At 52.0% G+C, this 1228-nt stretch carries 1 protein-coding gene; it reads right to left on the bottom strand.

All coding sequences use genetic code 11. The features are described 5' to 3' along the window. Positions 1–1228 (bottom strand): cbb3-type cytochrome c oxidase subunit I (locus RMO15_RS16520; RefSeq protein WP_309714547.1); only part of this gene is annotated, 1228 nt, incomplete at both ends.

Below are 1228 nucleotides of genomic sequence, written 5' to 3'. Positions count from 1 at the left end.
CGATGATGGCATTGATCTTCGCCATTGTGTCGTTGTACAACACACCAAACATCTTGGGCCACCAATAGTGCAGGCCACCCAAGAAGGCGAGCATTGTTCCTCCGACCATGACGTAGTGAAAGTGGGCAACGATGAAGTACGTGGCCGTAAGGTGAATGTCGGTTCCCATTGAAGCCAGGAACAAACCTGTCAGACCTCCAATGGTAAACAGCCCAAGGAAGCCGATTGCATAATACATCGGCGACTTGAGCTGAACGTTGCCCTTTGCCAAGGTCATCGTCCAGTTCAGAACCTTGATCGCAGAGGGCACGGCGACGAGGTAACTGATGAGAGAGAACACGACTCCCTGGTACATCGACTGGCTGGAAACGAACATGTGGTGTCCCCACACGAGGAATCCAAGGCCAGAAATGGCAAGGGTTGAGAAGGCCACCATGTGATAGCCAAAAATCCGCTTTCTAGAAAAGTTCGCGATCAGCTCAGAGATGATTCCGAAGCCCGGCAAGATCATGATGTAGACCGCGGGATGGCTATAGAACCAGAACATGTGCTGGAAGAGAACAGGGTCACCACCGAGCTCAGGGCTGAAGATCGGGAGGTGGAACATTCGTTCGAAAACAAGAAGCAGAAGGGTGATCGCAACAACCGGAGTGCCAAGGAGGATGATCACACTCGTCGCATAGATCGCCCACACGAAGAGTGGCATTCGGAACCAGGTCATACCTGGGCAGCGCATCTTGTGGACGGTCGCGACCAAGTTAACACCCGTGGTGATCGAAGAAAATCCGCCGATAAAGATGCCTATCAGAACCGTATTAACCTGCGTGTTCGAGTACATGCTCGAATAAGGGGGATAGAAGGTCCAACCACCGTCCACGCCTCCGCCGATCATTCCCCAGAGGATGAATGCTCCTCCAAGGTTATACAGATACCAACTGAACAGGTTCAACCGCGGGAACGCAAGGTCGCGCGCTCCAATCATCAACGGAACAAAGAAGTTTCCGAACACCGCAGGTCTCGCGATGACCAGGAACAGAAAGACCATGATGACACCGTGAGCACTGAACACTTTGTTATAAGTTTCAGACTCTAGGATCACACCTGCGGGCGAGGTCAGCTCAAGTCGAATAAGACCCGCAGCAAAGCCTCCGAGCATAAAGAAGAAGGAGACCGAGATTAGATAGAGAATCGAAATTCTCTTGTGATCTTCGGTGAGCAGCCACGAACG

Source organism: Armatimonas sp. (genome assembly GCF_031410135.1).
Lineage (GTDB): Bacteria > Armatimonadota > Armatimonadia > Armatimonadales > Armatimonadaceae > Armatimonas.
The sequence above is the reverse complement of the archived record's forward strand: the minus strand, read 5'-3'. Positions and strand labels throughout refer to the sequence as shown.